Origin of the sequence: Synechococcus sp. A15-127, assembly GCF_014280215.1 — a bacterium.
Taxonomy (GTDB): domain Bacteria; phylum Cyanobacteriota; class Cyanobacteriia; order PCC-6307; family Cyanobiaceae; genus Parasynechococcus.
Genome location: NZ_CP047948.1, coordinates 1,001,157 through 1,025,771 on the forward strand (window position 1 = coordinate 1,001,157; position 24,615 = coordinate 1,025,771).

A 24,615-nucleotide genomic window follows, 5' to 3' on the forward strand; every position below is an offset into this window, starting at 1 on the left:
CATTGCAACAGCTTTTGGGGCTTATACAACCCCCAAAGCAAGGAATTTGATCGCACAGAAATGGATCAGGTTATGGGCAGTCGTCTTGTAGCATCGCATCCCTTTCGCTTGGTAGCCGTCTAGTGGAGAAGTGCCAAACCTTCGCATAGGGTCTTGCTAATAATCAGGCAATGACAGATTCGGAAGAATCATCCTGAATCAATGCCTGCATCTCTTCGATCAACTGAATCCCATCGGTAAGGGGAGATATCACTCCATCTGCATCAAGATCGAAATGGGAGTTTTGAAAATAACTAGTCATTTCTTGTTGAACCTGAACAAGACTCTTAGATGACTCATTGTTCAATACATTGCTGGTCAGGGCATCACCAGGGAAAGTCCCAAACATTGACCGGAGTCCAATGACAGCATCCTCTTCAATAGTCACGGAGTCGTCTCCGTTGAAGTCATAATCAATTTCATTGAGGTCACTTGATCTATTGTCTATGAACTTAATAATAAAGGCATCATCTTTTCCTCTATTAGTTTGCCCATCGAGATCTCCTCCGGTAAAACCTGTGATGTAAATAGATCCATCGTCAGCAGTGGTGATGGAACTTCCATAGTCATCCTCTGATGAACCTAGGAGTTGTGTCCATTGCTTGGATCCATCACTGTTGAATTTACTAATAAGCAAATCATCTTCTCCGCTATTAGTTTGCCCATCGAGATCTCCTCTGGCAGAACCCGTGATGTAGATGGATCCATCATCGGTAGTGCTGATGGAATTTCCAATTTCATAGTCTGATGAACCTAGGAGTTGGGTCCATTGCTTGGATCCATCACTGTTGAATTTACTAATAAAGACATCACCGTTTCCACTATTGGTTTGCCCATCGAGATCTCCTAGGGCTTCACCCGTGATGTAAATAGATCCATCATCAGCAGTGGTGATGGAATTTCCTCTTTCCCAATCCGATGAACCAAGGAGTTGTGTCCATTGCTTGGATCCATCACTGTTGAACTTACTAATAAAGATATCACTACCTCCACTATTGGTTTGCCCATCGAGATCTCCGGAGGTATCACCCATGATGTAGATGGATCCATCATCGGCAATGCTGATGGATTTTCCAGTTTCATAGTCTGATGAACCTAGGAGTTGAGTCCATTGCTTGGATCCATCACTGTTGAACTTACTAATAAAGACATCACCTCTTCCACCATTGGTTTGCCCATCGAGATCTCCTCTGGTAACACCCGTGATGTAGATGGATCCATCATCAGCAGTGCTGATGGAATTTCCACTGTCATAGTCTGCTGTACCTAGGAGTTGTGTCCATTGCTTGGATCCATCACTGTTGAATTTACTAATAAAGATATCACTACTTCCACTATTGGTTTGCCCATCGAGATCTCCGTAGGTATCACCCATGATGTAAATAGATCCATCGTCAGCAGTGGTGATGGAATTTCCATATTCATCCTCTAATGAACCTAGGAGTTGTGTCCATTGCTTGGATCCATCACTGTTGAACTTACTAATCAAGACATCATACCATCCACCATTGGTTTGCCCATCGAGATCTCCCATGGTTTCACCCGTGATGTAAATAGATCCATCATCAGCAGTGGTGATGGAATATCCATTATCCCAATCCGATGAACCTAGGAGTTGAGTCCACTCTCTAGTTAGATGTTCCATATTGATTTCTTGCAGATCATTCACGGTCAATGTGAACGACTTCTCAAAGGTCAGACCACCAGAATCCTTTTCTTGCACTCGGATTGAGTAAGAGGACTTCGTTTCAAAGTCTGGTGAGTCAACAATCTTGAGTTGATCACCATCGATTGTGAAAGCACTATTATCGGCGTCTCCATCACCAGTTACGAGTGAGTAGGCATGGGTATCTCCAGAGTCTGGATCAGTAGTTATCAGGGTTGCGACTGCTGAACCTGGTGTAAGATTTTCATCAAAAGTAGATACTGAAAGGACTACAAAAGAATCATTTAATCCAAACTTACTAATAAAGACATCACTGTTTCCACTGTTGGTTTGCCCATCGAGATCTCCTGCGGTAAAACCCGTGATGTAAATAGATCCATCGTCAGCAGTGCTGATGGAATATCCAATGTCATCCTCTGATGAACCTACGAGTTGTGTCCATTGCTTGGATCCATCACTGTTGAACTTACTAATAAAGACATCATCTTCTCCGCTATTAGTTTGCCCATCGAGATCGCCGAAGGTAAAACCCGTGATGTAAATAGATCCATCGTCAGCAGTGGTGATGGAATTTCCATATTCATCCTCTGATGAACCTAGGAGTTGTGTCCATTGCTTGGATCCATCACTGTTGAACTTACTAATAAAGACATCATACGATCCACCATTGGTTTGCCCATCGAGATCGCCGAAGGTAAAACCCGTGATGTAGATGGATCCATCATCAGCAGTGCTGATGGAATTTCCAGATTCATAGACTGCTGAACCTAGGAGTTGTGTCCATTGCTTGGATCCGTCACTGTTGAACTTACTAATAAAGACATCATATACTCCACTATTGGTTTGCCCATCGAGATCTCCGGAGGTATTACCCATGATGTAGATGGATCCATCATCGGCAATGCTGATGGATTTTCCAGTTTCAAAGTCTGATGAACCTAGGACTTGTGTCCATTGCTTGGATCCATCACTGTTGAACTTACTAATAAAGACATCACCGCTTCCACCATTGGTTTGCCCATCGAAATCTCCATAGGTAGTACCCGTGATGTAGATGGATCCATCATCAGCAGTGGTGATGGAATATCCACTATCCCAATCCGATGAACCTAGGAGTTGAGTCCATTGCTTGGATCCATCACTGTTGAATTTACTAATAAAGACATCATCTTCTCCGCTATTAGTTTGCCCATCGAGATCTCCTCTGACAGAACCCGTGATGTAGATGGATCCATCATCAGCAGTGCTGATGGAATATCCACGGTCATAGTCTGATGAACCTAAGAGTTGAGTCCACTCTCTAGTTAAAAGTTCCATAATATATAGACTTCAGTGCTTTCCCTGGAAAGAGAATATTCTTCTACCTTCGGAAAAGATGCAATTATCCGCTGTATCAACTACTACCGAATGCCCCTGTTAAGGCGACTTGCGTATCAGGAACAAGTGTTCGAAATTTCTCTAGCAAGAGAGCTCATTTTTCGTATAAAATCGCAGATCTTGCGCCTCTGATTTCAATGCACCTATGACTCGATATTACCTCGAACTGCCATTGTGGTTGCCGCACTTCAAAAATCTTCTGCATTTGATGAGCCCCCCCCCCTTTCATCTCATCAATGTGAGCAGTCGTCTCCATCCTGCCTCACGCAGGGTGCAAAGCACGGCAAAGCGACACCGACTCCTTCGTTCTGAGTGAGGTTTGCTGGACCTTGTAGAACCATAGAGGTGCAAAAAACACACCGTCTATTGGAAAGACACCCAACATTTGCAAAGGGGTATTGCTGCTGGTGCTTCGCCTTATTGCAGGGATGATGCAACTCCTGACCTACCCAATTAAGAGGCGCCCTACTACCGGTTCTACACCGACTCAGGAGGCAGCCAGGAACTCAGTGACCTGAGCCTCGACACCAGCAAGAGCTATACCTTCCGGCGCCTGAACGAGGCGACCTCACACCCCTTCTACCTCTCGGACACCGCTTACAAGAAAAACTCCTCTGATGCACTGCTGATCACGGGCTACGGAAGTCCATCGCAAGGCATCACGGGCAACGAATCCTTCGAGGTTGAGTTTGGGGACTCAGCAGAAGGCTGGTGTCGCCGGCCTGACCCGCGAGAAGCTCTGGGCCAAGCGTGATGCATACCTTGCGCGCCTAGAGGCTGGTGAAGAGCCTCATATCAGCCCCTACAGGACTGAGTGGATCTCCGCTAACTGAGGTCGTGGCATGAAAACTGAACCCTGGCTGGCCTCCAAGCCAGCGTAGGAACATCTTTCTATCTCGACAGACACTCTCAAGCGAAGGCGTCAGGTTTGCGGAGGGTTTTTGGAGGTTGGGGTGCATCACTTTACCGGCTCCACGTTGAACTCACCCATCCCCTGGCGCGTTGATCGTTTTGTTATCGGGGGCTACCTGCTTGCCTCTTACTGAGATCAGGGAGATTGCCTGCGCTGAACTAGTTCTGAAATCTGCAATATTAAATACAAAAAAATTGAGCAGAAGAAGTCATGGCCGAGGAGAAACCCGGTGGCGAGGGTTGGCTGGTGAGCGATCAGCAGCAGCTGGATTATCCGTTTAAGCCAGACCCATGCAGTCCTTAGTCGCCGATCAAAACGCTTTTGCTTTCTTGCTATTGGCGACTACGTGGTTTGCCTCGTCTTTCACGATGGCCTCCACGACGTCACGCATTGAGCCAGGCATATTGTCTCCTCTCACTCGCCACATGCTGTTGGGCTTCTCCCAGTAGTGAGTTGCCGTTGGTGTTGCTGGTTGAGCCAACCATTCCTCTGGTTGTTCCTTGAGCATCCGTCGATAGGTTTTCACTGCCTCAACCTCAACTGCCTCACCCAGCAAAGCAGCCATCTCATGGTCAATCAGGGTTGTGATGGCGAACACCCAATAGATGATCACGGCGATGTGTCGGGCTAAGAAGCGGTCACCCCAGTTTTTCAACCCATCTAGATCCCTAGCGAAGATGTCCTCGTGAGTCTGTTCATTGGTGTCCTGATAACGAGCTAGTTCCAATGTCTCCCTGATCGTGCCTTCTCGATCAAGGCCAATCGTTTCTAGGTAGTGGCAGGCACTCTCCTCTGCTGTGTAAGCCGTGCGAGCAATGATCTCAAGTGAAGCTGCTCTCCTTGCATCGGCTTTACCCCAGACCAAATTCAGGACACCTTCTCCGGTCTCGATGATCTTGTGAGCTGTGGTTGCTTTGCGGCTCTTGGTTTCCATGGTTGTTGATCCTCATTGTTGGTTTGAGCATCCTTTCTTTTCAGGCTTGCCCTGATGACGGCCTCGACCCTTCTCATCTCTGGCTGCTGGCTGGTCCTCGATCCTCTAGAGCAGCTCCCTTGACCTCTCATCTACCTATAGCTTTGTCGCTAGTTCGAAGTTGTCCACCACACAGTTGCCAACTGTTGGAATTTCAAGTTGGTAGCTGCGTCTGTCGTCAGGAACGGAGCTGGTGGCGGTTAACCAGGTGCAAGCAACCCAAACTTGGGCGGTCTAACTCCGTGGGTGCCACCCAGGCCACCGGAACCGATGACCCGTAGGCGGATGCTGCGGCACAACGCCATCGAGGCATGGGAGACGATTCTCAGGCGGGCTGGGGGCGATACATCCCACCGGTGCGGTGAAAACGGCCCTGGCTCCTCTGGAATGAAGAAGAACCAGATAGATGCGCCGATGCCCAATGGCCCGCATGGCAGAGGTCATTTGATGGAGGTGTCAACTCCAAGGACACCATCCACGGCTTCCTCAAAGACGCCGTCTATCTGTCCGGCTCCGATCAGCACAGCAATCAACGATTAGCTGCCGCATTGGAGCTAGCCCACCCAGACAGTCGATCAGGTCCGTGACGACCTCCGGTTTGAGGCAGGGGAGAACGACTGATGCACCTGCTGCTGAGGCCAGGACGATTTGTCATCGCTTTAGCAACACCGTGCTCAGCAAAAAAATGCGATTGATCAACAAGGCCACCACCAATATTCGTCGAGCTGTTGCCTTCGTAGCTCCGATTGCAAGCACAGCCTGCCTGATCAAGCTTGGTCGAGATTCTTGAATCAATTGAGTGCTCATTCTGACGCAGCAGACCTCTCTTCCCGGAGCAATTGATACAAGAACGCCGTGGCTGACGATCAAAATATCTTAGGTGCTAACAATCATGGTTGACGCTAAAGCTACTTTCTTTCAGCGTAGTATTGGGCAAGTGCTAATCGCTCAGATTTCCTCCAAGCTGCTACTCAATCTGATTTTTCTCCTCACGTGGACCTGGGGAGTTTTCTGGCTCCTCAATGCTGGGCAATCCGATTCGAGTGTGTTCTTGGCGGGTCTGCCAACGATGCTTGTTGCTGTTGGCGCTTGGTTGGTGTTTATAAACAGGGGGTTTAACCAAAAATGAACATCTCACAGCAAGCCCCGTTTGAGTTGCCCAGATTCTTTCGTGTCTATGGTTTTTTGTTCTTTTTGGCAGGCGCTTTCTTTCACTGCATGGATTTTCTAGGTATTGAATACACCGTGATATGGGGGATGGGGCTGACCTTTCTAGGTGCCCTTTTGGTTTCGTTGCTTTTATGGACTCGCTATGCCATTAACAGAAAAATCTGGAAGTATCTGGTCTAGTTACGTCCAGTACTGGGCTTGGTTGCAGCGTTCAACTCACAGACAGGCGGCAACAACCTGGACCAAGCTTCCGTCATCCGGCACAGCGGGGAACACTCAAGGCAGTTACGCCTGTCCCATGACCTCCTTCTCCGCCAGCAGGTGGACAATCCTCTGAAATGCCTGCTGTGACTACGGTTGCTGTGGGCCTTTCTGCTTTTTAGAGCAATCCTTAGAGCGTCAGATTCGGCAGTTCCCATGTCGGATGCCGTAGCCCTGTCTGCTTCGGTTGCCATGCATCATGTCCAGCTCTCTTCTCAGTACCGCTGGTAGATCAGATTCATCCCGGCAACAGCAGCAACGTACGCACCAGCTGCTTCTGCTTTCTGAACGATGGTCTGAGTTCTATGGCAGAACCATGTCAACAGCTCTTTAACTTCTGCCGAACTCAGTTCTCCTACCAGTCTGTTTCGCGCCCAAGTCAAGTCCCGTTGAGCAGTTCTTTCAAATACCCCGTACTTTCCCGACACAAGCGCCGCAACCGTTCTGAAGCTGTTGCCATCAGCTAGCAATGCCAACGCATGTTCCCTACGGGCTAGACGTTCTTTCGCGGTGGTCCTTGCCATGTTGATCAGCGGCGATTTACTGGATCAGCTGCCTTGCTGAGATGACACGCGTTCTTCGTGACCAGTGGTTGTCGATAGCGATTGGAGGAGCATCACTGGTGTCGTTGGTGTGGCTTGAGGCTTTTGTTTGGTGATGGCCTTGGGCGCTGAGAAAAATCCCTCAGTTGGGGGACGCGTTGATTGGTGCGTTCCAGTGACGGTTGGTGGAGTCACTGCAAACCCATGGCTCGATGTGCTCCAGGACATTTCTCCATGTGCTGGCCCGACGAGATCGTCAAAACCACCACCTTGGTGGTTTTGCTCTAAAAACTGCTCTAAAAATCTAATACTTTTGCGCTAATCTTGTTGTAAGAGTTTGAGGCATAGTGCACCTGCATGGCATGCAGGGGGGGGCAAGAGTTTGAGTCTCCGTGGCTCTACTGGGTTTTCACCCAGTGGGTTCCTTCGAATAGTGGACCAAGTGCAAATGCCACCAGGTCAGGCGATTTGCGCTACTTCTTTCACTAACTCCAGCCGTCCGGACTCTTGGATCCGTCGCCAGAATTGGCGCCATTCCAAGCAAGCACCTCGCCAACCATGAATCCCTGGAGGAACCAGGCGGCGAATGCCGGCTCTTGAGCCTCTCAACCTGCTTGGAGCTCTGAGGTTTAGCCTTAAAAAGCCACAGCAGACTGGACCACAGCTGTCCATAAGGAGCCAATCGCAGTGTTGCCTCCAACGCAAATCGCTGCCATCATCATCCCTAAATAAAGGAGCTTGATGTACTCGAGACGTGTCTCGGGTACCAAAACATCGATTTCCTCCTTGGGCATCAGGCGATTCCGATCTGTGAAAGGATTCCTTGACCTGTGAGTAGCTCAGTGCCCAGCCCAATGATGAATCCCATCATTGCGAGGCGGCCATTCCAGGTTTCAGCGAAAGACGAGAAGCCGAACTTTTGGTCCATGGGTTTATTAAGAATCTTTACAACCATACCGATGTCCCGTTGCCGCTGATGTGCCTAATGTTACGTGCGGTCTGGTCTTCCCCGTCCTTGAGCTGCTTTCGCTTTGGCGACGATGAAGCCCTGTGTTGGCTTGGGGCGCTGATGAAGGCAATCACTTTCGTAACGACAGACGGATGCAGTCGTAGCTGGCATGTCGGTGCTGTCTCGTAGGCAAAGAAACGCTCCAGTGCGGCGACATCGGATCTGGCTCCTGCTCCATGGAAAGGAGCCAGACGTGTCTCCGATGCCCAATGACCCTCACGGCAGAGGCCACTGGATGGAGCCTGAACTCCACGGATATCATCAACGTTGGCAAGGGTGCAGTGCTGTTCCGATGAGGTGTTGGCAGTGGCCAATTGATTCGTAGCGATGTTGCGGTGCAGTTGCTAAACACAACGCCTCTGAAACATCGGATGAAGTCTGGAGAACGGGGAACAGTCAAGGCAGTCGCACTTAATCCATGCCTCAAGACACGTGCTGTCACACGATGAGGTGTCACTTCAGGAATATGCCGCTCCAGCACGGGCAGCACCTGAAGAAGCGGTGCAAGCTCTCAGCGCCGACGTGGTGAAGCAGATGGGCTGGGCAGCTGAAGCTTGGTAACAGCGCTGCGTGACGACTGACAAAATCAACGGCATCCTTCACACCGTGTTGCTCGGATGACGATGAGGGTTGTGTTTGGTTCCCTGCTTGCGGCCACTGCTTTTTTGGGGAGTGCGCCTGTTATGGCACTTCCGTCTCTTGATGACCTTGAGATCAAACTACAAGGAGAGGCTCAGGGGTGGCTGAACGCGACCTGCACGTATTACGACATTGGTTGGTTGAGTGAAGAGCAGGCCAGCCGGGCAATACGGCGACTGGTGGTGCGCATCAAGGGTGACTATCTGGGCGAAGACCTCACGAGACAGGCAAAGAAAATCGCCTTAGAGCGAAGCCCTAGTTGCCAAACCATTTGGCCTGGGTCTGGAAATTGATGTGTGAGGCTTTCGCCCCGTGAACGCACCATCGCCGTTCTCACTTAGAACCACATCACCCATCCGGGGGATTTATGCAAAGCCTGCTATCCCCCGTTTAGGGGTATCAGCGCGTCCACGGGCACTGGCTGGCATGACGCCAGAAGATCTCGGCGTGGCCGCTGGCGACCATTGCCTGCTGGACGTTCGCCCCGTTGATGAACAGCTCGGCCACGGTCCTGCCGTATCGGTCAGTCGTAATGCGTCGAATGCCCACCTTCTGGCTCATGAGCATCCCGTTGAGGTGATATTTCGCCGCCATGGCTGGAGCTGGCCTGGCGCTCTTCCCCTGCAGCTCGGGGGTGTCGATGCAGGCCAGACGAACTTTTTCGCCCATGGTCGTGGTGCAGGTGCCGCCGTCATAGCAGCTCTTGATGGTGACGGTGGGCAGTGCCGCAGCGTGGGCTGAAGCCCCCAGCAGCATCACGGCTGTAAGTCCGATCGCAGTGGATCGAAGGCGCATCAGAACAGCTCCCTGCCGTTCTCGAACAGAGCCATGCTGGCCCGATCCTTGGTCGGAATTGGATCGTATCGATCAGGAAGGATCAGCCATCAACTCGGAGATGTTTGGCATTGGATCCGGTTTCCCATCGGCAATTGCACGAGCGCGAAGGTAAAACCAGCTCTCGGTTTGCCCTTTGGACTCCATACTTTCAGCGATGGATTTCCAGTTATCGTGTTCGATTTGATCCATGGGACTAACCAGATACTTGAATTCTGGCTGACAGCCGAAGCTTCTGTGACTCGCCTGGGTCGTGATCACCGCCAATCGGGTACGACCTGACGAGAACACAATCGGCACAACGATATGGAGGGGGCTGCAACCAGCGCTCCGATCAGCAGCAGGGCAATATGGGTTTTTCAGGGAGGGTCAGGCGTGACTGCCTTGACTGTTCCCCGCTCGCCAGACTCCATTTGATGTTGCAAGGCCGTTGTGGTGAGTCGGCAACGCGGCAACGTTTTGCGGTCCTGGTGGACCAACACTGCCGATGGAGTTGGAGGGGGTTGTGCGTTGACCCATCAGCAGTGTCAGTCCTCTAGACGACTCTTGCGTCGATACCGATCAGGGCTGATGAATCAAAGGATTAGCCGCGTGGAGAGCCAGGCAAGCAGGACGCCCAGAGTTATCGAGACAAGTGCCTACACAACAGATCTTCGAAGAACATCAGCCGAAGCTGGATGTCCTCAACAGGCCGTGCTGATCAAGGGCTGAAGAGCGACCGTCAACGATCAGTCGCGTGCTGGCTTGTCCTTGTCGATGGGTGCTTCGACGTGTGCCTGAGGCTTGGCTTCTGGCTTTGAAGCCAGGGAAGCCTCAAGACGCTGCAGCTGCGCTTCACGCAGTGCGGCTGAAATATCCAGAGTGCGTTCAGTCATCGATTGGCGTTTCCAACTGCGGGAGGCGCTTGGCCTGGCGCTGTCGGAAGGGGGCCTACTGATCTGAGGACTGTCGAAACATAAGGAGCTGTAGGCGGCAGGTCAGTGAGCAGAAATACTCAGAGTCAGGAGCAGCGCATCGCTGCGAATCATTTGGTCTTTGCCATGGGGGGCATTGGGCAGCGGCTTCTCTAATCGCGCCACGTCACGGGACTGCACTGCAGGACGTCCAAGTGCTGGCCCATCAGATGCTGTCGAGGTTGCGATAATGCTTTCAGCCTGCGTCACATCCGACGCCAAACGCGTGACCTTCTTCACTCCTTACTTGCTATCTGGACTTGTCCTGCTGATGAACAGTGGACCTGCGTTAGCACAGATATTTTTCCGCAGACCACCAACAAAGGTGAGTATCCATAATCCCTCCTCAACAGAAGGTCAAAGAAATCGAACCACCATCAGTGTTCTGGTTCCCAAGGATGCCGGGGCAGAACTGGAGCGTGTGGTTCTCTCACAACTGACCAATATTGACAGCTGGGATTGGGGTCGTAGAGATCCCGAGATCTATCTCGGTGATTACGGCCTTCGACGTCGAGGCGAGCCTGGCCTTGCCGAGGCCACAATCTCCGAGAGCGGGGATGAGCTAAGCATTCACTTTGATCCAGTAATTGAGCCCGGTCAACGGGTCAATGTTGCGTTCCGCAGTTTTAATCCCGCCGCAAACATTTACCAATGGACCACGACTTTTATTCCTGCCGGGAGTGATCCAATATGCAGCGATGGACCAACATTGAGACTGCCTATTTATCTCAACGAACAGTATCGATAAAACAATGCAGTGATTGTCACTGTCATCTCACTGCCGCCCATCACCGCACCGGCGGATGGCAACGCCGCCACCCCGTCTGCCGTCGTGTCATCGGTTCCGGTGGCCTGGGCGGCACCCATCTGTAGGTGCGCACCGCGAGCCATTGGGCGTGAACCGTTGCAGAGTCGTGCTTGAACTGAACGATCTTCTGGCTGATCAAGATTCGCCAGCCAACCCTCGCCGCCGGGTTTCTCCTGGGATTCGTACGTGGTGCTGTCGTTGCTGTGGATCAGTTGATCCAGGAATCAGGCGAGGAGTTGGAGGCATGACGACAAGCCACGGTTGTGGAGAGTGATCGAATGCTGCAGCAATTGCTGAATCGCAATCAGCGACTTGAAAGTCGCTGCCACAGGGCGTGTTGGTGACGTCAGTTGCTGAAGGGCTGCGACAGGCACTGGTTCATCCATCGAGAACGTCCCTGGGATGCACCTACGCAGCAGGTTTCGGGACCTACAGACGAAACAGACCGCGAACATTGATGGGTATTATTACTTAGTGATGAATACAACGCCAATTGCGATTGTTTATCACTTTCAACAAGAGACGCTTGGGCGATGATTGCAATGTCGTCCTTGGACGGGATCGACGGGTCAAATGCACTCCCCTCTCTCGCCCGACGAGCGATTGAGGGGATGACCCTTCATGTCACTTCATCAAGTATCTTATGTTCTCAGCGTTCGCATTAACGCTCTGAGCAGATCTAAAATCAATTGACCGTCCAAGGTCAGCAAAGACCCCGGCATTGCCGGGGTCTTTGTTTGTTCAGCAGTTTTTTTATATCTTGCACAAATCATCTGTTCAACGCTGCTGAGCTTGGGATGGGTGTACGTGAAGGGTCGTGATCAGAAGCCTGCATCGCTGTGGTGACGCTGTCATGGGGGCTGACCTTTGACGTACTGGTCGCAATCATCCCGACCGACTGTGTACTGAGCAGCTGGTGCTTATCAGACAGCGGCCTGCCCGGTTGTGTCCTGAAGCGCTTTCTCCTGAGCTGTCGACCTGCCGGAGGGCCGTGGTGGCGAGCACTACACCGCAACAATGATGCGACTCATTTGGTCACTGTCATCGCCTCATCGGAACGGCACTGCCCCCATGACAAGGCTGATGGTGTAGATGGAGCTTCATCTCCCTCCTTTCAATGGCTTCCAGCATGGCCATTGGGCGCTGTATTTAAGGCTGGCTGCTCTTTTGAACGGGGGAGTCAGTTCAGCGTGACCCACGGAACGACCCGAACTCTCTATTTCGGGGTAAGTGACAGTTCAGCGTAAAGACCCTCTACAAAGACTCTTTTTGATGATGACAACTCCACAAGAACTACAGCGCTTTCAGCTCTTGAATTACACGAAAGCCAATGGTGAGGAGCTCGTTGGACTAGCCGTTGAATTAACTGAAGACCCCAATAGTGGCATTCAAGTACAGATACTGATGGATTCAAATGTAATCAGCAGCATTACAGTTGTCCCCTTGCAACAAGGTGGCTGCTGCGAATAATCAGCAGCAGTCGCAGCTAGAGCAGCATTGTTCATCCCCAGCATGACCATCAGCACAGGGTTGAGAGCAGTAAGTCTTTCCGTCTTTCTCGACGGATCGCTCTTGAGCAACACTGCAGCCACAGGGCTCACATGCACATTCCTGGTTTGCGATTGGCATTGATACTCCGGTCGACTCCGGTTGTTCTAGATCGAAAAAGCAATCAGCGCATCCCCCATCGCAGGGATAGACTTACTAAGACCGAAAAGTATGCTAGCTATTAGAGCGGAAGGAAGATGAGTTCTGAAGCAAAAACCTGAAGGACAGGCTCCTAGGCCACTTGATTGAATTTAGCGCAAGGACGGTATGCTTTGCCGGCCATGCAGGCGACTTAAGCGGCAGACACAAAGAGCACAAATCGGGCAATCATGCGTTACCGCCACGCATGGTCTCACTGGCCAATATGCCAAAAGGAATTGGCGTTTTACATGGTGCAGAATTCTGTCTCCTTGCGATCTGTCTGGCACCGGTACGGTCCCAATAGTAGTGAATGGACGCTGAAAGGAATTGATTTAGACATCGCTCATGGAGAACTTCTGGGGTTGCTTGGTCCATCCGGTTGTGGCAAGACAACTCTGCTGCGATTGATTGCTGGATTCGAGCGGCCCAATCAAGGCGCTCTCGAATTGCAGGGACGACAGGTTGCTGGCAATGGTTGTTGGATTCCTCCCGAAAGAAGAGGCGTTGGAATGGTTTTTCAGGACTATGCACTGTTTCCACATCTGACCGCTTGGCAGAACGCTTGTTTTGGCCTGCATCGCAGGGAAAAGTCGAGCAAGGTGACATGGCTGTTTAATCTCCTTGGTCTGGAGGGTCTTGAACAGCGTTTCCCTCACCAGCTCTCTGGCGGACAGCGACAACGATTGGCTCTCGCTCGTGCATTGGCACCATCGCCAAAGTTGGTGTTATTGGATGAGCCTTTTTCCAGTCTCGACGTCGAGGTTCGTCTGCGTCTTCGTGCCGAGTTGGCAGGCGTGCTTGAGGCGTGTGATGCAAGCGGTGTGATCGTGACTCATGACCCCGGAGAGGCTCTCGCCGTGTGCGATCGCGTGGCAGTCATGAGGGATGGAGCTTTGCATCAATGCGCAACCCCACAAGAGATTGTTAGCAATCCTGCAACCCCATTTGTCGGTTCATTCGTACTGCAGAACAATGTGATTCCGGTATGGCCGTCCAGCGAGGGGGAACTTTCATGCCCTCTGGGGAGATTCAAAAATCGTATTGGTTCCAGTGCACATGAACAGAGTTGGCCCAGTGAGGCATGTGTTCTGGTTGAGCCTGATGCCATTGGTATTGTCTCCGACCCTAGAGCAGAGGCTAGTGTGCTCGGTCGCGAATTTTTAGGTGATCTCTGGGAGTATAGGATTGAGTTTTCAGGCATGATTTTGCGAGTGAGGTGTCCGATTGAACAAGATTTGATGGCCAATGAGCGATGTCGCATTGCTTTGAAAAGGGGGGCATCAGTGACACTCCTTCCCCAACGCATCAACCTGATTCACTCGTTTGTATGACATCCTAATCATTGAAAAAACTGTACATTTAAAGTAACTGCACTCCCAATGAAAGACCTTACGCGTGCGATTAACGACCACCTAGCCTCGGAATTTCAGGCGAGTCACACTTATTTGGCAATGTCAATCTGGCTCAGAGAGAATGATCTTGTCGGCTTCTCAACATATATGTTGAACAAAAGCAATGAGGAACGAGGTCATGCTTATCGCATGATTGCTTATCTTGTCGATAGCGAACAACAGGTAGAATTGCCAACTGTTAATGCGCCTGAAAGAAGTTGGCCATCGGTCAAGGAACTCTTCGATATCGTGGCCAAGATGGAAAAGGGTGTAACGGCATCAATTGATCATCTGTACACACTTGCCGAGCAACTCAATGAGAGAAGTGCCACTGCCATGCTCGATTGGTTTGTCGAAGAACAAGTCCAAGAAGAGGCTGAGGCAAGATTTGTTTGTAAGCGACTCCGCTTGGCAGGCGAAAATTCGGCAGCATTGCTGCTGATCGATCAACAATTTCTGGATGGTACGGCTCTAGCCTCAGTGAAGGGAGGTTCGGGATTTGCTTCCGTCGCTGCGAATTAAATTGATAACCATGGTGTCACAGAAATTATTCGATCATTGACCCACTCGCAGAGCCAAGTCACCCAACTACCGGTAAAAATCTTCTCTTTTCAGTGGAGTCTTTCGATCATTGTTCCTTACATAAAAAAAGGTTGTCGCAGCAACTGCTGCCAGTGGCACCGCAGTGAGCAAAAGAAGAGCAATTGCAGTGAAATCTTGATACATGAGATTTGCTTTTCAGAAATCTTACACCGAAGGATGATAAACTTGTTTCAAATTTAACCACATAAGCGAAAAAGTTTTCCCCGGGCAAGCAACAATGTAGCCCACGAGTTGTTCGGATTGATATGCCTTAGCAAGGAAGCTGTCAATATAATGACACTTATATCTTGGAAGTTACAAGAAGATGATTCAACAGCTTTTGTTTTGGTTAAATGTATATTCTTTTGTGATCTGTGCTGGGCTCGCAACAGGTGCAATTATGGCATGGTTCATAAATTCAGATGTTGGCATATGATTTGCATCATAGATTTTCCCTCTTTTGCCTAATTCGCTGGCCTTCTTGAAATGCCTCAATATCGTTACGTGCTTGCCACCACTTAATTAAACGTTCACGGCTTTGACATTCCATCCAGTTGGCTTCAGATGCCACAACCTTGGCATGGAGTGCCCTTTCAGTCTTTGTTTTAAAGCGTATTACGCCTTGGTCTAAGGGCGCGTGAATGAAGTAATCCCAATTTGGTTCAATCATGTTGCTCTTTAGGCCATTTGCAAAATAAGTCTTAGCTTTTTAGAGCGCCAATCAGATTTAACACTATCAAGCAAGTAAGAGCATTAAATCCAGTCAAATAAGCACATAAGAAATGATGGCGGCGATGGAAAATTTTCACAGCCCAGGTTGGCTTATGATCCATTAGAGGTGTACATAAATAGACGTAAGTCAAGTCAAACCATCTAAATTATACATTTGATGGTTCCAAGTGGATTTACGAGTCGTTGTTGTCATCATCCCAATACTTCTAGCACTCTCATGGGCTGGCTACAATATTGGACGTGCTGCTTTGGGACAGTTTCAGTTGGCCCTGCGTAACTTTAAGCAAAACACCCAAAGCCTATGAATATCACCCTCAAGTCCATACTTTTTATAATCAGTTACCTCCTTATTTGCTTCGGAGTTTTAGTGCTAGTAGAGCACCAATCGACGGAACAACCAATAGGCTTGCTTTTGGTTGCAATGGTGACGTGTCCACTTATTATATCAATATGTGGCGGCTTACCAATTGATTGCCTTCGATTTGAAAGATTAGCAAATCAGAATAACGACTTTTTCGAATGAATGTCGTTATTCATTGTCGCTCCTTTTGTGATGGCTAAATCATATCCCCTCTAATCCTTACAAAGATCTCGAACCGCCCCATTTGAATCCTTCATCCCAGCGATCATCTGCGCTATCTGCATTCAAATAGTGATTTTATAATCAACTAATTGCCATTCGTGCGTAGCATTGAAAAGGATTTTGTCTAGGTTTTTGATCTAAAATATAGTTGATTAATAGTAAAATGAAGGAAGCAACCTTGTCGTAGATGCTGCATCTATTCCCCATCAGATTTGGAGCATACGCTTTCTTCCTTTAGTCCAAGAATCCAGTCCAGAAAGGCACTATATCCGTTCATTTGACTACCGAAACCACTCAAAGCAAGTGCAAAATTAAAATGGTCTCTTCTGGTGTTTGCAGCGGGACCTTCTTCGTTAACTAGTAGACAATTCCGATGTCAACGCATCGGCAGTTGTCTCGCTACCAGCTTGTCTTGAACATCATCTCCCAGGGCTCGATCGTTTTGCGCCTGAGTATCGGCCGCCTGATTGGTGGATTGGGTCGTCGGATCAATGCCACTCTGGTAAAGGGTGCCAGTCGGAGGCGAAGGCAATCAACCAAGTTACTGAGTGCTATATCCATCTTTTGAATTGCCGTTTTGTGGCGTGCATGTAGCCAAGGGTCACTTACGATTGCAATTTCAGCTTCTAGTCATCCTCAAACTTTTCGATCGCAGAATCGATTATTCCTTGCGTATCAGTATTGATAGACGCCACGATGAAAAATCCGATCGATACCAATCCTGTTGCCACAATTCCTGCGGCAGTTAAATTGCTCATCTCAAGATTTCCATAGCTGAACGCGAGGGAAACCATTTGCTTCATAGTCAAAACAACAATCATACATTAACAACCCTTTTCATTTGTTCTTGCGGCAAATGAGACTTCATGTTGTGACGCGACTTCATTTCTCTACTTCTAACAACGATTTCGGGCTGACGTTATATTGATTCATATGAGATGCGCTGCTGATTCATTGGCACTGCGCAAGTCGAGTCGTATGACCATGATGTTTATAGAGGGGTCCATATGGGCGTGCTCCCTCTATTCGATGGTTGTAGGCCCATCGAGCATCGGCACGACAACTCTGGCTCCTCCATCCCACATTCCCGGAGGAGCCAGATCCGATGTCAACGCTCCGGAGCTTGTCTCGCAGTCTGCCCGTCATTGGCGGAGCATTTGCTTGTGCGTTTGCGGCACTGGTGAACGATGCTGAAACCAGCGGTAGCTGCGGATGGCCACCTACTGTGAATGAGCTGTCGCGTTATCGGGCTTGGACTGACAAAGCAGTTGCTTTTCAGGATTCACAATCCAACCCACACCGCCAGATTTCTCCGGCGGCGGATAGTGGCGCGGTCCTTATTCGGTATTGCGCTGAGTCTGGCCAGCACGGCTACCAGTGGTGGGCCTCAGACGGCGGTGTCTTCCACATCGGCGCCTGAGCCAACACCATCCGCCTGCGGCGCCATCCCTGGCCGCCAGCCACTGGCCCAGATCTCTCGGGTCTTGTCGTTCAGTTCATCCCGGCTCAGCTTCCAAAGCGTCAGGCACTTCTGTAGATCGTCCTTGATGTCCTCCGCTCCTGGAAAGTCGGCATATCTGGAAAACAAGGCGGCGATGGTGGTCAGTTGCTGCGGCCCCGGCTCGCCATGATGCCCCAGGCAGGCGTCGACCTGATCACGATCGATCGCGTGCAGGGGGTGGCTCTGTTTGTTGTCGCTCATTCGGTGATCTTGCCCGAAACAACCTGGAAAGTCGTTCCTTCCTGCGAAGCAACTCCTGCTCCTGCACTGACAATACCGGCCATCGCTGCAGCAAAAGATCTTTTCGGCCCAGGCTCAGTGCTCACCCATCAACTCGGCGTCGTTTTGAATTCGACGTTGAGTTCTCCGTCAGCGGCAGTGTGGACTGTCGTGACCCTCTCGCGCCCATCGAGATCATCCGGCTTGATCATGAAATGTCCTGGAGTGCATCGGGCCATCGGTTTGTAGTGACTCCACTCACGGTCACCGGAACACCCCAATCAACGCATCTGCCAACTGAGAGATTTTTCTCAGAGATCATGCCTCAAGCAAGATGAGCGGCTAGTTGGATGAAACTCAGTTATTGCAGTGCTTTGCAGGCGACAAATATTCCAATATTGTCGTTGCGGTCAGATGTGAAGCCTGAATTGATCAACATGGCCTTCACCAGGCAGACGCCTCAAGCCACACCACCGTCACCATCGAGGCTTTCTTACTTGGCCTTCTTCGGATTGAGATTAGTGACGTGAAGCTTGTAAACCTTGCCGTTGCAAAATGCGACTTGGTTTGATCGTGTCCACGGGCGCTGTACTTGCTCATCATCTTTCTTGGTCCAATATGTAATTCGTTCCTCAACGCAGTAATTGAAACTGCGAGCCGACTCGGCAATTGGTCGTAATGACAAAGCAATCGAACCCAGTGCGATGGCGCACATGCCCGTGGAGAGAGCTACGAGGCTGCCCATAAACGTGAGCCGATTCTATGAAGTCAAACTACTATGCTCCGTGACCGGAGTAAGTGTAAATAGCTTGATTGGTTTTGAACACATTTTCGTAAAGATGCTATGTTTGTTGCATGTTTATTTGATACGAATTATTTTGCTCGCTTCGTGGCCTTCGTTATCAGTATTGCTTTGATCATGCGTATGCATATGTTGCAAGCCACACCAACGACACCAATTATGCTTTTCTAATCGCTATCGACAGCCACTGGTCACGAAGTACTCGTGTCATTTGCGCAATGCAGCTGATCCAATAAATCGCCGCTGATCACCATGGCAAGGTTCGCTTAGGCAGCTAGCTTCATCGGTAAGCTGTCGTCACACTGTGATGACGAATAGCTTTAAGCTGTAATATTAATATTCAAAACTAATGTTCTATGACAATCCTCATCTCTTAGTTTGGCTCGGTACTGAAAAAGCCGTAAAATAAAAATAATCATTTTTATCCGGGTGTTATTCCCTGGCCCAAAGGTTGGTCTCCTATTGTAACGGCCTACAAGCTTCTCTTGGGTCATGGGCATCTTGAATAATCTATTTTCAATTTTTCAAGACCAGCGTGAGACACTTGATCTCACAAGTTTTGGCGATGAACTCGCTCTGAGAATATCATGGGAACCACTAGTGGGCGGTGGTACTAATTTTTGCACACACAGATTGCGGGCAAAACCGGTAGTGAGTAATGATCTGATTGAGTTTGAAATAACTTTAGCTGCTATCTTGTTTAGTGTCGCGTTTCTAGCCGCAGGTTTGGTGGGCTTGATTGGTGCAGCTTCATCAGGATCTAACCTATCGATCTTAGCTGCTATTGCCATGATGGGATTCGGTATATGGAACGCATATCAACTGGCGGGGCAGAAAACAATATTTGACCGTTCATTATGCATTTTTGTTAGAAAAGGAAGAACCGCTAGCCTGGAAAATATTCGCGCGATTCAGTTGGTCCGTGAATATATTCGAGGCAATAGAAACAGCTATTACAGCTATGAGCTTAATCTTGTATGCTCTAGTGGTGATCGAATAAACATTGTTGATCATGGTTCACTGCGTGCAATACGTGAAGACGCTGAGATGCTTGCAAATTTTTTGTCTATTCCTGTTTGGGATGCTATCGACTATCGTGTTCCCGAGCAGGCGGCTGACTGGAATAGTAAGTTCGAGATCTTGAGGAATAATATTGGCTAACTAACTTGTAAGAGCAGTGAATGTCGATGAATGATAAATTATTGATTGCAATCGGAGTTCGTGCGCATTGTCAAGGGAAGCGCAGCGAGTCCCTGAGGCTGATTTCTGATGGTGTTCCACCAACTGATTCTGCGTCTCAGCTGACTGTGTAGTGGGAGTGCAGCAGGAGAGCGAGTTTGAGCGACAAATAAATCGCTCAGAGTGAGCTGGCGAAGGCGCTGGATTCATCAAAGATCGAGCAGATGACGACAAGAGCTAGAGGGCAATGTCGATCAGCAGCTTCGTCAACGCAGGCTTTCCAAGGTCTTGGATGCCACTCAACAGCTACCACTTCAAGCAGAAGCAAGTTGTCCAGGCGCCAGAAGCCGGTTAATTCACAAAAGTGTTGGCCTTGTTACGACTTGGCTCCGACGACCAGACCCATGATTTGTGAGCTTTCTCAATATGCTTCATGGTTTCAGATGGCCTGGTAACTCAGACACCGCGAGGCTTAACCATCCAAAGGATCGAAGACGGCAAATTCGTGGTGTGCGACGAGAACGTGTGCTTCAGCGCTGATAGTCTTTACCTGGCTGAAGAGCAATTGGAGTTGATGGAGCATGGATACTGCTTTCCTTACTCAACTAGCTTTCGCAAAGTCCAAGCCTGACTAGCTCAGCGACGTGGGCTGTCGTCAAACGACTAGTAGTCAACTAACCGAGGTACGGCAGGCTCGCCTCCAAATGAAAATCCACCAGCCTCTCCTTCTCTGTTTCATTCAGGAATGGGCAAACAATTTCGATATCGGCTTAATGGTGCGTTCGATTCTTCTGCGCTCTTCTCGGTCGTATGTCGCAGCTTTGACATGGCCGGTGCCGATGCGACTGGCCTCATAGCGCTTGTCGACCTTCCCAGTCGGTTCCCCTGAGCCGCGTCTAGGCTCAGCCCCAGGCCAGCCATTCGGCGACTCAGCTCACCGATCACAAGCAGCAGCTCAGTGCTGCTGCTTGAAGCAAATCAGATTTTTGTGCGGATGGTGGGTCGTTTCTTCAGGACCGAGCTAGGTCCGTTGGTGCGTTTAACCATGCCATGCCCCGTAGGCGCTTGAGCTAGCGAGCAGCTCTATGGAGCTTTCGTTGATAGGTAGGAATCACTACAACAGCCGCTGTTACGACTTTTTACAATTCGCATAGTTGCCAGTCTCTTGGATGGAAATTCCTCTCCACCAGCAGTTCGAGAAGCAGCGTCTTCAGGGAGTCGTGCACAGGGCCACTGATCTGGCCGAGTTGAAAGGTCTCACTCAGCAGTTGATCGATCTCTATTTCAAGCAGAAGGCAGCTACCGCCTGGATTATCGCCGATAAATCCTGATTATTAGATGACATGGATGACACGACTGACTTTGCGGCAACGATCCACATGGATCTCCACGGTCTCCGGCTTGCCTACAAAACCACTTCAGATGCTTTGACCAACTGGAGTGGTGGCGATCCAGAGGAACAGGAGTTTCTCTTTCACATGAAGGATCAGTTGTTTCGTTGCCTTCTGGAAAATTCGTTCTGCATCGATTGATTGAGCAAGCTCCGGGGGCTTTCCTGGTTCCGATCCAAGGCTCCCCTCAACAGTTCTGAGCGCGTCGATGACGACGATTGAGATGCCAGCATCACCCCAGCTGCTGCGGCTGCTCCGACAGCAGCAGCCATGGCGACCCTTCCAAAGTCCCCGAGCAAACTGTTGATGACCATCATCAGGGCTGAGCGTCTTCTTTCACCATCCCTGAATCGTTGGCCCGAAATCATCCCCCGAATGGGTGATTGTGTTCTTCAATCGTGCTTGCCCCGAAGCACGCCTTCCGTGCCCGTTTCAGTTGGCGGCTGCTTTTTCCAGGTCCCGGCGGATCAAGGCAAGCAGATAGGACGGGGACTTGTAACGGGTCGGCAGACAACGGTTCAGGGTCTCGAGATGCCCCCAGCAGACCGTTCTTTCAATGTCCTTCGGTGATTTCCCCTGCTGCAGCAGCCTTCTGAGTGCCTTGCAATACATCGGATATCCCGCCTCAAGCTCCCCGATCGTCAGCTTCGCCTGAGGCATGGGATCCGAATCGGCTGTCTTATCAACCTATGTGGTCACGGGTCAGCTGTTCGATCTGATCAATCGGCCCCTGCAGGCAGCGGGCCACCTGCAGCATTTTGCTGAGCCTGAAGGACTCCGCTGTTCCTCAAGCCACTGACGAAGCGGCACGCTCAGTTGCCGGTTGCAGGCTTCGATCCACAGATCCCAGTCCTCAACGTCGTCGGTGAGCGGGATCTGAAGGCTGATCTGCAAGTTTTCACTGGGGTCCAGCTGCGTGACGCTGGCACGCAGTGGCGTCAGCCCCGTGTAGAGCAGACGCCAGTCGTTCCATCGAACGGCTGGCCAGATTCTCCGGAGCTGCAAAGGCGGGGGTTGAGAGGGTGACCACATCTGCCTCAATTGCCGCCGGTTCTCTTAAGGGATTTCGCCGCGGAAACCGGTCAGCTCGATCACAGGGGCTGTGAATCCCCACCAAGCCAGGCGATGCAGTCGATTTCAACCCGGGCTCCCTTCGGGAGCGCCGCCACCTGCACGCAGGCTCTGGCCGGGCTGATCCCTTCGCCGAATACATCTGCGTAAAGGGCGTTGACAGTCTGGAAATCAGCCAGATCCGCGAGAAACACGGTGGTGCGCACCACCTGGGCCGGTGTGGCTCCGGCTGCCGCCAGCACAGCATTCAGGTTGCGAAGCACCTGACGGGTTTCAGCCGCCACATCCCCATCCCCCACCATGGCCCCCGTGTCGGGATCGAGAGGGATCTGTCCGGAGCAGTAGAGCCATCCTCCGGCCAGGACGGCCTGGTTGTAGGGCCCGACCGGAGCAGGGGCCGCTGCGGTGGTGATGGCTTGGGCGGTCATGGCCGGATCGCAGAATGAAGGCTGATCATCGCGTTCTGCTGTTGTCGCCTGCTTCGAGTCCCGTTGAATTGCGCGGTCTCTGGCATCGCTACGGCGATTCGGAGGAGTCCTGGACGTTGAGAGGGGTGGATCTGCAGCTCGCCGAAGGAGAGCTGATCGGCCTGCTGGGCCCCTCTGGATGTGGCAAGACCACCCTGCTGCGGCTGATCGCCGGTTTCGAGACACCGTCCAGAGGCAGCGTGCATCTGCAGAATCGGCCCGTTTCCGCAGAGGGGCGCTGGCTTCCCCCCGAGCGCAGGGGTGTGGGCATGGTCTTTCAGGACTACGCCCTCTTCCCCCATCTCACCGCCTGGCAGAACGCCTGTTTCGGTCTTCGCCCCGGTCAGGACGACAGCAGGGCCAGCTGGCTTCTGGATCTTCTCGGTCTGGAGGGTCTGCAGCAGCGTTACCCCCATCAGTTGTCCGGAGGACAGCGTCAGCGCCTTGCCCTGGCGAGGGCCCTGGCCCCGGCTCCGCAGGTGGTGCTTCTCGACGAACCGTTCTCCAATCTCGATGTGGAGGTGCGTCTGCGGCTTCGCAGTGAGCTCTCCACCGTGCTGCGCCTCTGCGGTGCCAGCGGCCTGCTGGTCACCCACGATCCCGGCGAAGCGCTGGCGATCTGCGACCGGGTCGCCGTGATGCGGGATGGCGTTCTGCATCAGTGCGCCAGTCCACGATCCCTGGTGCAGGACCCGGCGACGCCTTTTGTTGGTCGCTTCGTGCTGCAGGGCAATCTGCTGCCGGTGGCTCAGGAGACGGATGGCCGGCTTCGCTGCGATCTCGGCCTGCTCGAGCCGGTCGACGACATGCCGATCGACCCTCTTCCGGACCGCTCAACGGTGCTGGTGGATCCTGGTGCGATCGCGCTGGAGGTGGACCCGGAGGCCGAACCCTGTGTGATGGGGCGTGAGTTTCTGGGTCAGGCCTGGCAGTACCGCATTCAGGCCGGTGACCTGCATCTGCGGCTGAGTGTTCCCCTGGATCAGGATGTTCCCCGTGGAACCCGATGCCGACTGACGTTCCTGCCGGAGGCCACAGCCATCCTCTTTCCCCATCGGATCAGGGTGCGCGCCAGTGATCCTTGTGATGACGCAACTCTGCGAGCTGTTCCGCGGACTCGGCCTGCAGAAAAAGGTTGATTCGCAGCTCGGCCCCGATCGAGCTGGGCAGGCTCAGTTCTCCCCTCCGGCGCAGCGCCACCACGTCCCGATAGCGGCTGGCGATCGCTTCATTGTCGGGCCGTTGGTGCACAGCCCAGCGCAGATTCGATTCCGTGTATTCATGGGCGCAGCAGACCTGGGTGCGCTCCGGCAGGCCAGCCAGCCGCTGCATCGCCCGGTGCATGTCCGCCGGCGTTCCTTCAAACAGGCGTCCGCAACCTGCTGAGAACAGGGTGTCCCCGCAGAACAGGACGGGGCCGAGATCCGGGTCCTCCTCTTCAGGCAGCAGGAAGGCGATGTGATTGGCGGTGTGGGCCGCTACATCGAGCACCTGCAGCTGGCGCCCGAGCAATGGCACCGCATCCCCGTCCGCAACGGAGATGGTCTGGAAGGGGATCCGTGTTCTGTCAGACGCTGCGGCGATCACCGCTGCCGTCGGCCACCGCTCCAGCAGCGCAGGAGTTCCGCCGATGTGGTCGGCATGGTGATGGGTCTGCAACACCGCCACCAGCGTCAGATTCCTCTGCTCCAGCCAGACCTGAACGGGTTCGGCCACCGCTGGATCCACCACCACGGCGTTCCCGTCGCGCTCCCAGATCCAGATGATGTTGTCCTGCAGTACCGGCAGGGCATGAAGCGCGGAACGCATCGTTAAAGTCCAACC

The 24,615-nt window shown here is 51.6% G+C and carries 23 protein-coding genes; 10 read left to right on the forward strand and 13 right to left on the reverse strand.

Going from position 1 to position 24,615, the window contains the following annotated elements; all coding sequences use genetic code 11:
• Positions 1-163: 163 nt before the first annotated feature.
• Together SynA15127_RS04860 and SynA15127_RS04865 are read right to left on the reverse strand one after the other, a co-directional pair.
• Positions 164-3,022, reverse strand: coding sequence for a cadherin repeat domain-containing protein (locus tag SynA15127_RS04860; RefSeq protein WP_186485225.1), 2,859 nt, complete (start codon positions 3,020-3,022; stop codon positions 164-166).
• A 1,283-nt stretch (positions 3,023-4,305) separates the two neighbouring features.
• Positions 4,306-4,929: an alternative oxidase gene (locus SynA15127_RS04865; RefSeq protein ID WP_186485226.1), complete on the reverse strand. Its 624-nt coding sequence runs from the start codon at positions 4,927-4,929 to the stop codon at positions 4,306-4,308.
• 622 nt (positions 4,930-5,551) lie between these two features.
• Here SynA15127_RS04865 and SynA15127_RS04870 point away from each other — a divergent pair.
• Positions 5,552-5,758 (forward strand): hypothetical protein, encoded by a 207-nt coding sequence (locus SynA15127_RS04870; RefSeq protein WP_186485227.1) that lies wholly within the window; start codon positions 5,552-5,554, stop codon positions 5,756-5,758.
• Between the two features lie 856 nt (positions 5,759-6,614).
• Here the strand turns inward: SynA15127_RS04870 and SynA15127_RS04875 are convergent.
• Positions 6,615-6,923: a hypothetical protein gene (locus SynA15127_RS04875; protein WP_255475582.1), complete on the reverse strand. Its 309-nt coding sequence runs from the start codon at positions 6,921-6,923 to the stop codon at positions 6,615-6,617.
• An 811-nt stretch (positions 6,924-7,734) separates the two neighbouring features.
• The gene (locus SynA15127_RS13490; RefSeq protein WP_255475583.1) at positions 7,735-7,869 is read right to left on the reverse strand and encodes a high light inducible protein; all 135 of its coding nucleotides are present in this window, start codon (positions 7,867-7,869) and stop codon (positions 7,735-7,737) included.
• A 698-nt stretch (positions 7,870-8,567) separates the two neighbouring features.
• On the opposite strand from SynA15127_RS13490, the gene SynA15127_RS04880 reads away from it, so the two are divergent.
• Positions 8,568-8,882, forward strand: coding sequence for a hypothetical protein (locus SynA15127_RS04880; protein WP_186485228.1), 315 nt, complete (start codon positions 8,568-8,570; stop codon positions 8,880-8,882).
• A 106-nt stretch (positions 8,883-8,988) separates the two neighbouring features.
• Here the strand turns inward: SynA15127_RS04880 and SynA15127_RS04885 are convergent, their stop codons facing one another.
• The 3 genes from SynA15127_RS04885 to SynA15127_RS04895 form a co-directional block, all read right to left on the reverse strand.
• Positions 8,989-9,384 carry a thermonuclease family protein gene (locus SynA15127_RS04885; RefSeq protein ID WP_186485229.1) on the reverse strand — a complete coding sequence of 132 codons (396 nt, stop codon included), beginning with the start codon at positions 9,382-9,384 and terminating at the stop codon, positions 8,989-8,991.
• 72 nt (positions 9,385-9,456) lie between these two features.
• On the reverse strand, positions 9,457-9,615 hold the full coding sequence (locus tag SynA15127_RS04890; RefSeq protein ID WP_186485230.1) for a hypothetical protein: 159 nt from the start codon (positions 9,613-9,615) through the stop codon (positions 9,457-9,459).
• A 536-nt stretch (positions 9,616-10,151) separates the two neighbouring features.
• Positions 10,152-10,298 (reverse strand): hypothetical protein, encoded by a 147-nt coding sequence (locus SynA15127_RS04895; protein ID WP_186485231.1) that lies wholly within the window; start codon positions 10,296-10,298, stop codon positions 10,152-10,154.
• A gap of 304 nt (positions 10,299-10,602) precedes the next feature.
• Between SynA15127_RS04895 and SynA15127_RS04900 the strand changes: the two genes are divergently transcribed.
• A complete protein-coding gene (locus SynA15127_RS04900; protein WP_255475584.1) occupies positions 10,603-11,124 on the forward strand; it encodes a DUF2808 domain-containing protein in 522 nt (173 codons plus the stop codon).
• A gap of 40 nt (positions 11,125-11,164) precedes the next feature.
• Here SynA15127_RS04900 and SynA15127_RS04905 read toward each other — a convergent pair whose 3' ends face one another.
• The gene (locus SynA15127_RS04905) at positions 11,165-11,323 is read right to left on the reverse strand and encodes a hypothetical protein (RefSeq protein ID WP_186485233.1); all 159 of its coding nucleotides are present in this window, start codon (positions 11,321-11,323) and stop codon (positions 11,165-11,167) included.
• Positions 11,324-12,654: 1,331 nt separating this feature from the next.
• The gene (locus SynA15127_RS04910) at positions 12,655-12,813 is read right to left on the reverse strand and encodes a metallothionein (RefSeq protein ID WP_186485234.1); all 159 of its coding nucleotides are present in this window, start codon (positions 12,811-12,813) and stop codon (positions 12,655-12,657) included.
• Positions 12,814-13,121: 308 nt separating this feature from the next.
• Here SynA15127_RS04910 and SynA15127_RS04915 point away from each other — a divergent pair, with 308 nt between their 5' ends.
• The 3 genes from SynA15127_RS04915 (at position 13,122) to SynA15127_RS04925 (ending at position 15,883) form a co-directional block, all read left to right on the forward strand.
• The gene (locus SynA15127_RS04915; RefSeq protein WP_186485235.1) at positions 13,122-14,204 is read left to right on the forward strand and encodes an ABC transporter ATP-binding protein; all 1,083 of its coding nucleotides are present in this window, start codon (positions 13,122-13,124) and stop codon (positions 14,202-14,204) included.
• A 48-nt stretch (positions 14,205-14,252) separates the two neighbouring features.
• Positions 14,253-14,786: a ferritin gene (locus SynA15127_RS04920; protein WP_186485236.1), complete on the forward strand. Its 534-nt coding sequence runs from the start codon at positions 14,253-14,255 to the stop codon at positions 14,784-14,786.
• A gap of 959 nt (positions 14,787-15,745) precedes the next feature.
• A complete protein-coding gene (locus SynA15127_RS04925) occupies positions 15,746-15,883 on the forward strand; it encodes a photosystem II protein Y (RefSeq protein WP_186485237.1) in 138 nt (45 codons plus the stop codon).
• A 1,665-nt stretch (positions 15,884-17,548) separates the two neighbouring features.
• On the opposite strand, the gene SynA15127_RS04930 is transcribed toward SynA15127_RS04925, so the two are convergent.
• Positions 17,549-17,863, reverse strand: a complete 315-nt coding sequence (locus tag SynA15127_RS04930; RefSeq protein WP_186485238.1) for a DUF3288 family protein — start codon at positions 17,861-17,863, stop codon at positions 17,549-17,551.
• 1,312 nt (positions 17,864-19,175) lie between these two features.
• On the opposite strand from SynA15127_RS04930, the gene SynA15127_RS04935 reads away from it, so the two are divergent.
• The 3 genes from SynA15127_RS04935 to SynA15127_RS04945 all read left to right on the forward strand — a co-directional run bounded on the left by SynA15127_RS04935 (position 19,176) and on the right by SynA15127_RS04945 (position 21,394).
• Positions 19,176-19,844: a hypothetical protein gene (locus SynA15127_RS04935; protein ID WP_186485239.1), complete on the forward strand. Its 669-nt coding sequence runs from the start codon at positions 19,176-19,178 to the stop codon at positions 19,842-19,844.
• Between the two features lie 1,187 nt (positions 19,845-21,031).
• Positions 21,032-21,193 (forward strand): hypothetical protein, encoded by a 162-nt coding sequence (locus SynA15127_RS04940; protein ID WP_186485240.1) that lies wholly within the window; start codon positions 21,032-21,034, stop codon positions 21,191-21,193.
• A 12-nt stretch (positions 21,194-21,205) separates the two neighbouring features.
• A complete protein-coding gene (locus SynA15127_RS04945; RefSeq protein WP_186485241.1) occupies positions 21,206-21,394 on the forward strand; it encodes a hypothetical protein in 189 nt (62 codons plus the stop codon).
• A 291-nt stretch (positions 21,395-21,685) separates the two neighbouring features.
• Here the strand turns inward: SynA15127_RS04945 and SynA15127_RS04950 are convergent, their stop codons facing one another.
• Both SynA15127_RS04950 and SynA15127_RS04955 read right to left on the reverse strand, forming a co-directional pair.
• On the reverse strand, positions 21,686-21,913 hold the full coding sequence (locus SynA15127_RS04950; protein ID WP_043690446.1) for a DUF3136 domain-containing protein: 228 nt from the start codon (positions 21,911-21,913) through the stop codon (positions 21,686-21,688).
• A gap of 431 nt (positions 21,914-22,344) precedes the next feature.
• Positions 22,345-22,752 (reverse strand): Rid family detoxifying hydrolase, encoded by a 408-nt coding sequence (locus SynA15127_RS04955; RefSeq protein WP_186485242.1) that lies wholly within the window; start codon positions 22,750-22,752, stop codon positions 22,345-22,347.
• 14 nt (positions 22,753-22,766) lie between these two features.
• Between SynA15127_RS04955 and SynA15127_RS04960 the strand changes: the two genes are divergently transcribed.
• Positions 22,767-23,930, forward strand: coding sequence for an ABC transporter ATP-binding protein (locus tag SynA15127_RS04960; protein ID WP_186485243.1), 1,164 nt, complete (start codon positions 22,767-22,769; stop codon positions 23,928-23,930).
• On the opposite strand, the gene gloB is transcribed toward SynA15127_RS04960, so the two are convergent.
• Positions 23,851-24,600: a hydroxyacylglutathione hydrolase gene (gene gloB, locus SynA15127_RS04965; protein ID WP_186485244.1), complete on the reverse strand. Its 750-nt coding sequence runs from the start codon at positions 24,598-24,600 to the stop codon at positions 23,851-23,853. The genes SynA15127_RS04960 and gloB overlap by 80 nt on opposite strands.
• Positions 24,601-24,615 lie beyond the last annotated feature (15 nt).